General features: G+C 76.5%; 8 protein-coding genes and 1 pseudogene. 1 reads left to right on the top strand and 8 read right to left on the bottom strand.

Going from position 1 to position 8,228, the window contains the following annotated elements:
* Window positions 1-110: 110 nt before the first annotated feature.
* Window positions 111-452 (bottom strand): anti-sigma factor antagonist BldG, encoded by a 342-nt coding sequence (bldG, locus tag ACFVGY_RS14030; protein WP_030152678.1) that lies wholly within the window; start codon window positions 450-452, stop codon window positions 111-113.
* 315 nt (window positions 453-767) lie between these two features.
* On the opposite strand from bldG, the gene ACFVGY_RS14025 reads away from it, so the two are divergent.
* On the top strand, window positions 768-2,981 hold the full coding sequence (locus tag ACFVGY_RS14025; RefSeq protein ID WP_385675905.1) for a DEAD/DEAH box helicase: 2,214 nt from the start codon (window positions 768-770) through the stop codon (window positions 2,979-2,981).
* Window positions 2,982-3,085: 104 nt separating this feature from the next.
* Here ACFVGY_RS14025 and ACFVGY_RS14020 read toward each other — a convergent pair.
* The 7 genes and pseudogenes from ACFVGY_RS14020 to ssd form a co-directional block, all read right to left on the bottom strand.
* A pseudogene (locus ACFVGY_RS14020) lies at window positions 3,086-3,346 on the bottom strand (Rv3654c family TadE-like protein); the annotation flags it as partial.
* Window positions 3,343-3,732: a TadE family type IV pilus minor pilin gene (locus tag ACFVGY_RS14015; protein WP_385675902.1), complete on the bottom strand. Its 390-nt coding sequence runs from the start codon at window positions 3,730-3,732 to the stop codon at window positions 3,343-3,345. The gene ACFVGY_RS14015 and the pseudogene ACFVGY_RS14020, both read right to left, overlap by 4 nt.
* Window positions 3,719-3,916, bottom strand: coding sequence for a DUF4244 domain-containing protein (locus ACFVGY_RS14010; protein ID WP_385675899.1), 198 nt, complete (start codon window positions 3,914-3,916; stop codon window positions 3,719-3,721). The genes ACFVGY_RS14015 and ACFVGY_RS14010 overlap by 14 nt, the downstream gene beginning before the upstream one ends.
* Before the next feature lie 73 nt (window positions 3,917-3,989).
* Window positions 3,990-4,772: a type II secretion system F family protein gene (locus tag ACFVGY_RS14005; protein ID WP_385675897.1), complete on the bottom strand. Its 783-nt coding sequence runs from the start codon at window positions 4,770-4,772 to the stop codon at window positions 3,990-3,992.
* The gene (locus tag ACFVGY_RS14000) at window positions 4,772-5,656 is read right to left on the bottom strand and encodes a type II secretion system F family protein (protein WP_385675894.1); all 885 of its coding nucleotides are present in this window, start codon (window positions 5,654-5,656) and stop codon (window positions 4,772-4,774) included. The genes ACFVGY_RS14005 and ACFVGY_RS14000 overlap by 1 nt, the downstream gene beginning before the upstream one ends.
* Complete coding sequence (locus ACFVGY_RS13995) at window positions 5,653-6,801, bottom strand: TadA family conjugal transfer-associated ATPase (RefSeq protein ID WP_385675891.1); 1,149 nt, start codon at window positions 6,799-6,801, stop codon at window positions 5,653-5,655. The genes ACFVGY_RS14000 and ACFVGY_RS13995 overlap by 4 nt, the downstream gene beginning before the upstream one ends.
* A complete protein-coding gene (gene ssd / locus ACFVGY_RS13990; protein ID WP_385675971.1) occupies window positions 6,798-8,003 on the bottom strand; it encodes a septum site-determining protein Ssd in 1,206 nt (401 codons plus the stop codon). The genes ACFVGY_RS13995 and ssd overlap by 4 nt, the downstream gene beginning before the upstream one ends.
* Window positions 8,004-8,228: the final 225 nt, after the last annotated feature.

Here is an 8,228-nt window from a genome sequence, read left to right as displayed (position 1 = left end):
CCCAGGGGGGGCCTCTCCTGGGGCCCGCCCCACCCCCGCCCCCCGCCCCGGCCCCACTTCGGCCCCCCCCCGGGTGCGCCGCACGGCGGCGCACCGGGGAGCGGAACGCGTCAGTCGGTGGCGGCGACGGCGTCCTCCACCGTCGTGTGGATCGGGAACACCTTGGTCAGGCCGGTGATACGGAAAATCTTCAGGATGCGCTCCTGGTTGCACACCAGACGCAGCGAGCCCTCGTGCGCACGGACGCGCTTGAGGCCTCCCACGAGCACACCGAGGCCGGTGGAGTCGAGGAAGTCCACCCGCTCCATGTCGACGACCAGGTGGTAGCTGCCGTCGTTCACCAACTCGACCAACTGCTCGCGCAGCTTGGGCGCGGTATACACATCAATCTCGCCACCGACCTCCACGACCGTGCGGTCGCCGACAGTGCGAGTCGACAGGGACAGGTCCACGGATCCTCCAGCACCTTGCTATCGAGCGGCGCCCCCCAGGGGCCTCCCCACCCGAGAGCGGGGGAGGGATTGGCTGCCGCGATGGCATTCAATCACTTACCAGCAGGCGCGCACGACGCCTTCTGACCATTGTCCCGCACGCCGGTGACACACTCGGTTCCAATGGCCAATACTCACCGCCCCGGTCGTCCCACGGCACCCGAGGACCCGCGACCCGCTCCCGACACGGTTCTGGACCGTCTGTCACGGGGGTCTTTTCGAGCTGCGCGCATCACCCATACGGAGCACTTGCCCCGCCGGGAGGGTCGTCATGCCGTGTGGCCCGACCGCATCCGAACGGATGTCGTAGCCGCGATCCGGGCCGCGGGGATCGAACACCCGTGGGAACACCAGGCCGCGGTCGCCGAGCACGCCCTGGACGGAGAGTCCGTGGTCGTCGCCACCGGCACCGCGTCGGGCAAGTCGCTGGCCTACCTCGCCCCCGTGCTCTCCGCCCTGGCGGACGGCGCCGAGGCCCCCAACGGGAGGGGCGCGACCGCCCTCTACCTGGCCCCGACCAAGGCGCTGGCCGCCGACCAGCGGCGGGCCGTACGGGAACTCGCCGCGCCGCTGGGCCACGCGGTCCGGCCCGCGGTCTACGACGGGGACACACCGGTCGAGGAGCGCGAATGGGTCCGCCAATACGCGAACTACGTCCTGACCAACCCCGACATGCTGCACCGCGCGATCCTGCCCGGGCACGCCCGCTGGTCCTCCTTCCTGCGCGCCCTGCGCTACGTCGTCGTCGACGAGTGCCACACCTACCGCGGTGTCTTCGGCTCCCACGTGGCGCAGGTGCTGCGGCGGCTGCGGCGGCTGTGCGCCCGCTACGGCGCCGAGCCGGTCTTCCTCCTGGCCTCCGCCACCGCGAGCGACCCGGCGGCCGCGGCGTCCCGGCTGACCGGCGTCCCGGTGACCGAGGTCGCCGACGACGCCTCGCCGCGGGGGGAGGTGGTCTTCGCCCTGTGGGAGCCGCCGCTGACCGACCTGCGGGGCGAGAAGGGCGCGCCGGTGCGGCGCACGGCCACGGCCGAGACCGCCGACCTGCTGACCGACCTGGTCGTCCAGGGGGTCCGTACGGTGGCCTTCGTCCGCTCCCGGCGCGGGGCCGAGCTGATCTCGGTGATCGCCCAGGAGCGGCTCGCCGAGGTGGACCGGTCGCTGCCCCGCCGGGTCGCGGCCTACCGGGGCGGCTACCTGCCCGAGGAGCGCCGCGCCCTGGAGCGGGCCCTGCACTCCGGCGAACTGCTCGGCCTGGCCGCCACCACGGCCCTGGAGCTGGGCGTGGACGTCGCCGGCCTGGACGCCGTCCTGATCACCGGCTACCCGGGGACCCGGGCCTCGCTGTGGCAGCAGGCGGGCCGGGCAGGGCGGGCCGGGCAGGGGGCCCTGGCCGTGCTGATCGCCCGGGACGACCCGCTGGACACCTACCTCGTCCACCATCCGGAAGCCCTGTTCCGCCGTCCGGTGGAAGCCACGGTCCTGGACCCCGACAACCCGTACGTGCTGGCCCCGCACCTGTGCGCGGCCGCCGCCGAGACCCCGCTGACCGAGGACGACCTCGCCCTGTTCGGCCCCGCGGCCGCGGGCCTGCTGCCCCAGCTCGAGGCGGCGCGGCTGCTGCGCCGCCGGGCCACGGCCTGGCACTGGACGCGCCGGGAGCGGGCGACGGACCTGACCGACATCCGGGGCGGGGGCGGCCGACCGGTGCAGATCGTCGAGGCCGCCACCGGGCGCCTGCTGGGCACGGTGGACGAGTCCGCGGCGCACACCGCCGTCCACGACGGGGCCGTCCACCTCCACCAGGGCCGTACCTACCTGGTGCGGCGGCTGGACCTGGAGGACTCGGTCGCCCTGGTCGAGGAGGCCAGCCCGCCGTTCTCGACCACGGCCCGCGACACCACCGCCATCTCCGTCCTGGAGACCGAGACCGAGATCCCCTGGGGCGACGCGCGGCTCTGCTACGGCTCGGTGGAGGTCACCAACCAGGTGGTCTCCTACCTGCGCCGCAAGCTGATCACCGGCGAGGTGCTCGGCGAGGCCAAGCTGGACCTGCCCCCGCGCACCCTGCGCACCCGGGCCGTGTGGTGGACCGTGACCGAGGACCAGCTCGACGGGGCCCGGATCAGCCCGGAGATCCTCGGTGGCGCCCTGCACGCCGCCGAGCACGCCTCCATCGGCCTCCTCCCGCTGTTCGCCACCTGCGACCGCTGGGACATCGGCGGGGTCTCCGTCCCGCTGCACCCGGACACGCTCCTGCCCACCGTCTTCGTGTACGACGGCCACCCCGGCGGGGCCGGCTTCGCCGAGCGGGCCTTCCACACGGCCCGGGCCTGGCTGACGGCCACCCGCGACGCCATCGCCGCCTGCGAGTGCGAGGCCGGCTGCCCGTCCTGCATCCAGTCCCCCAAATGCGGCAACGGCAACGACCCCCTCCACAAGCGCGGCGCCGTCCGCCTGCTGACCCGCCTGCTGTCGGCAGCCACCTGACCCCCGTCACCCGCCCCGTCCGCGGCCCTGCCCGGCTCCGACGGCGGGCCGGCCCGGGCGGTGATCGCGGGCCGGAAGGGGCCGGCCACGGTTCGGGCGGCCACCTCGGCCACCTCGCCCCGGATCGTGCAGGCGGACAGGTCGGCGGCCTGGGCCCGGGCGACCCGGCGGGCGGCGGCGCAGGCGGTCTCCGGGCCGTGCGCCCACGTTGCCGCCGCGGCCAGGGCCGCCAGGTCGGCTGCGGCCGCCGCGCGGTGGCGGGCGAGCACCGCCTGCCCGAGCAGGAGCACCCCGCCGAACACCGCCCCCAGCACGGTCGCCACCAGTGCCGCCCAGACCGTGGCCGAGCCCCGGTCGCCCCTCATGGCGGTGGCCCCACGCTGTCCTCGGCCAGGGCCACCACCAGGGCCCCGAGCCGTACCGGCAGCCCGCCCGGTCCCGGCGCCGGCGCCGCCACCCGCACCCGCCACAGGTCCCCCACCCGTTCCACCGCCACCTCGGCCCCGGGCGGAGCAGCCGCCCGGGCCGCCGCCACCGCCTGGTCCACAGGCTCCGACCGGGCCGCCGCCCGGGCACCGGCCCGGGCCGCGTCCACACAGCGGATCTGCGCGGCTGCCGCCATCAGCGCCCACACCAGCAGAGCCGCGAACAACACCAGTGCGGGAATGACCAGCGCGGCCTCCGCCGTCACGTATCCCCGGTCAGTTCGCCCCCCTGCGATACGCCGCGGCATTCCCTCAGAACGGCACATCGAGCGCCTTCCCGATGGTCGACTGGAGTGCCGTGGACACCACGTCGCTCGTCACCACCTTGTACAGAACGGCCGCGAATGCACACGCCGCGATCGTGCCCATGGCGTATTCGGACGTGGACATCCCCGCATCGCCCGCCCGGCCGCCGATCGCCGCCTGCACGCGAAACCAGATGATCCTCATGACAACCTCCCGTTGATATTCGTTCTTGACGTGATCTCAGTTCTGATTTCCACCCCGGACAGGTTTCGTGATCTCACGTTCCGGAGAGAAGGCCCGAGGCCATTCCGATCACCACGGGCGCCACTCCGACCGCGAGGAACGCGGGGAGGAAGCACAGCCCCACCGGCGCGGTGACGAGCACCGCCGCCCGCTGCGCCCGCGCGGTCGCCTGCCGGGACCGCTCCTCCCGCAGGGCCGTCGCCAGCCGGGCGACCGGCTCCGCCGCCGGCGCCCCCGTCCGCGCGGCCCGCTCCAGGCACGCGGCGAGCGCCTCCGCGCCCGGTATCCGCGCCAACCTCCCCCAGGCCGCGCCCGGTTCACCGCCGAGCCGCACCTCCGCCCCGGCCAACGCCAGCCGCTCGCCGACAGGACCGCCCAGCGACTCCCCCACCGCCTCGGCGGCCTCGACCGGCCCGGCCCCGGCCGCCAGGCAGGCGGCCAACAAATCGGCCGCGAAAGGCAGCTGACGAACCGCCTCCTCCCCCTCCGCGCCGGCTGCGTCCGCCGGGCCCGGCGCCCGGCGCCGCAGCCACCACATCCCGGCTGCCGCGGCGCAGCCCGCCGCCACCCCGAGCGCCCCACCGACCAGCACCCACACCGCCGACAGCACCCCCACCGGGCCCCACCACTGCGCCGCGAGGCCCCGTATCCGCGCCCCGAGGACGGGCGACCGCCTCCGCCGGTGCCCCGCCGGCAGCAGCGCGGCGATCCTGCGGCGGGCCGCCCGCGCCCGGACGTGTGCCCCGACCGCGGACGCGGTACCGAGCACCGCCAGCGCCAGGCACAGCGCTGTCCCCAGCCTGTGGACCGCGCCCATCACCGCTCCCCCGCCCGTACGATCCGCCGGCACCACAGCAGCCCGAGCCCCTCCAGCACCCCGCCGGCCAGCAGGCACCCCCATCCGACCGGGGTGTGCAGCAGCACGCGCAGCGGATCCGCCCCGAGCCCGGTGCCGATCAGCAGACCGACCAGCGGCAGCAGGGCGAGCACCGCCGCCGTCGACCGGGCCCCGGCCAGCTGGGCGCGCAGGGACTCCCGCCGGTCCCGCTCGGCCCGCAGCGCCCCTTCCAGCCGGTCGAGTCCGGCGGCCAGGCCCGCGCCACCGTCCACCGAGATCCGCCAGCAGGCGGCCATCCCGGCCAGCCCTTCCGCTCCGGGCTCCCGCGCCGCCTGGCGCAGGGCGGCGGGAACGTCCCCACCGAACGCGGCGGCGGCCAGCACCGCCGTCTCCGACGGGCCCGGGCCGCCCGGGCCCGTGGCCGTCCGGCGCAACGCCGCCGTCAGGGCCTGACCGGGCTGGGCACCGGCCCGCAGCTCGCCCACCGCCGCCCCGCACAGCACGATCACCCCGGCGGCCCGCGCGGAACGCTCCCGCTCCCGCTGCCGGCCGGCGAGCCAGCGCCGCACCAGGGGCACCGCCGCGGCACCCGCCACCAGCGGGATCACCGAGCCGCCCAGCAGCGCGACCACGATCCCCGCCCCGAGGCAGGCCCACTCCCGCCAGCGGCCGGCCCGCACCCTGACGGCGGCCAGCAGCCGCTCCCGGTACACCGGCCCGCCGGGCACCGCGGGCCCGGCTCCCGCGAGCACCAGCCGGGCCCGCCGGGACACCCGGTCTCCCCCGGCCAGCGCCCAGGCGGCCGTCCCGGCGCACAGCACCCCGGCGAACACGGGCACCGGTACCGCCGCCGCGCCGCTCACCGCGCACCTCCCAGCAGCGGCCCGAGCCGCTCCCAGCCGGACTCCCGCACGAACCCGCGGGTCGACCAGCGCAGTGCCGGTACGGTGACCACCAGCCCGGCGGCATCCCGCTCCAGCACGTGCACCTCGGCCACCCGGCGCCGCCCGGCCCGGTCCCGGACCAGGTGGATCACCAGGGTCAGCGCGGCCGCCAACTGGCTGTGCAGGGCGGCCCGGTCGAGGCCCGCGGCGGTTCCGAGCGCCTCCAGCCGGGCCGGGACGTGCCCGGCGGCATTCGCGTGGACGGTGCCGCAGCCGCCTTCATGGCCCGTGTTCAAGGCGGCCAGCAGGTCCGCCACTTCACTGCCGCGGACCTCGCCGACGACCAGCCGGTCCGGCCGCATCCGCAGCGCCTGCCGGACGAGATCGGCGAGGGTGACCAGACCCGCACCCTCCTGGTTGGCGGGCCGGGTCTCCAGCCGCACCACATGGGGGTGGTCGGGGCGCAACTCGGCGGAGTCCTCGGCCAGGACGATCCGCTCGCCGGGTCCGACGAGCCCGAGCAAGGCGCTGAGCAGGGTGGTCTTGCCCGTGCCCGTCCCACCGGAGACGAGGAACGACAGCCGGGCCGCCACCATGTCCCGCAGCAGCCGCTGGCCGCCGGGCGGGAGCGTCCCCGCCGCGACCAGTTCGTCCAAGGTGAACGCCCTGGGCCGCACCACCCGCAGCGACAGGCAGGCCGAGCCGACCGCGACCGGGGGCAGCACCGCATGCAGCCGGGTGCCGTCCGGCAGCCGGGCGTCCACCCAGGGGCGGGCGTCGTCCAGGCGGCGCCCCGCGACCGCGGCCAGCCGCTGGGCGAGCCTGCGCACGGCGTCGGCGTCGGCGAAGGTCACCCCGGTCAGCTCCAACCCGCCGCCCCGGTCCACCCACACCCGGTCCGGGGCCGCCACCAGCACATCGGTGACCTCGGGATCGGCGAGCAGTGCCTCCAGCGGGCCGGCGCCGACCAGTTCGGACCGCAGCTCGGCCGCGGCACCCAGCACCTCCGCGTCACCCAGCAGCCGGCCCTGGGCCCGCAGGGCCGCCGCCACCCGGGCCGGGGTCGGCTCCGCCCCGGTCTCGGCGAGCCGCCGGCGCACCGCGTCCAGGAGCACCGCGCTCATGCCGTCACCCCCCGGTCGGCGGCCGGGCCGAGGACCCGCCGCCAGAATCCGTCGCAGAACCGGGCCAGCGCGCTCCGCCCGTGCGCGCCCGGCGGCTCCCCCTCGGCGACCCGCCCGGGCAGCCCCACCTCGACCGGCACCTCCCCGGCCAGCGGCACCCCCAGCAGGCCGGCGACCGCTTCGGCGTCGAGCCCGCCCGGTGGCCGTCCCCGTACGACGACGCGCACGTCGCGGGCCGCCATCCGCACCCCGGCCGCGACCCGGCCGGCCGCGGCCACCGCCCGCAGTTCGCCCGGTACCACCATCAGCACCAGGTCGAGCTGGGCCAGTGCCTCGGCGGCGGCCTCGTCCACCCTGCGGGGCAGGTCCACCACCACGACCCCGCCCCGGCGGCGCGCGGCGGCCACCACCGAGCGCATCGCGGCGGGCGGCACCACCACCCGGTCTCCGCGGTCCCAGCTCAGCACGCGCAGCGCGTGCAGTTCGGGCAGGGACTCCTCCAGGGCCCCCGCGCCGACCCTGCCGCGGGAACCGGCGAGGTCCGGCCAGCGCAGTCCCTCGGCGCTCTCGCCGCCGAGCAGCACGTCGATGCCTCCGCCGAGCGGGTCGCCGTCGATGAGGACGGTGCGCTCGCCGGCCCGGGCGGCCCTGACGGCCAGGGCGCACGCGAGGGTGGAGGCCCCGGCACCGCCGCTGCCGCCGATGACGCCGACGGCCAGGGCGCTCTTCCCCGCCCCTTCGACCACGTCCGCGATGCGGTCGACGAGCAGGCTCTCGGCGTCGGGCAGCGGCAGCACCTCCTCGGCGCCGATCTCCACCGCGCGCTGCCACACGAGGGGGTCGTCCAGGTCCCTGCCGACGAGCAGCACTCCGGGCCGGCGCGGTGCACCGCGCACCCGGCGGGCGGCGTCGTCCCCGACGAGGACGAGCGGGGCGGACTCCCACCCGAGGCTTCCGGCCGGGCCGCCGGTGCCGTCGGGCGGCCCGTCGCCGCTTCCCAGCGGCCCCGCGCTGCTCCAGCCGACGCCGACGCCGACGTCGCCGTCGCCGCTCGGCCCAGGCACCGCGTGGTGCACGTGCGGCTCGGCGCCGGCTGCCGCGCAGAGCCGCAGCAGGTCGTCGAGGAGCAACGGGTCCTCGGTGATGATCAGTGGCCGGCCGGCCGCGGGCGTCGGCCCGCCCTCCGGAGCCACTGGCCTGATTCCGTCCGATCCGACGCGCTCGCGCAGTTCACACGACTTCGATCCAGCCACGATCTCCGCCCCCTTCTCACGGCAAATGCCATCGCCGCGGACTTCGCGGCCGGAATCACCGTGCAGCGATCCGGAAAAAGAAGTGGATCTTGCTCGAAAACCGTGGACATCGGGAGCCTTGTGAATAACTCCGTCACTCCAACAGGTGAGTTCCGGAGCGCGGCGGAACCGCTA

This window comes from Streptomyces sp. NPDC127106 (assembly GCF_042677605.1).
In the GTDB taxonomy this organism is placed as follows: Bacteria; Actinomycetota; Actinomycetes; order Streptomycetales; family Streptomycetaceae; genus Streptomyces.
This window is presented reverse-complemented; position numbering and strand designations above follow the sequence as displayed.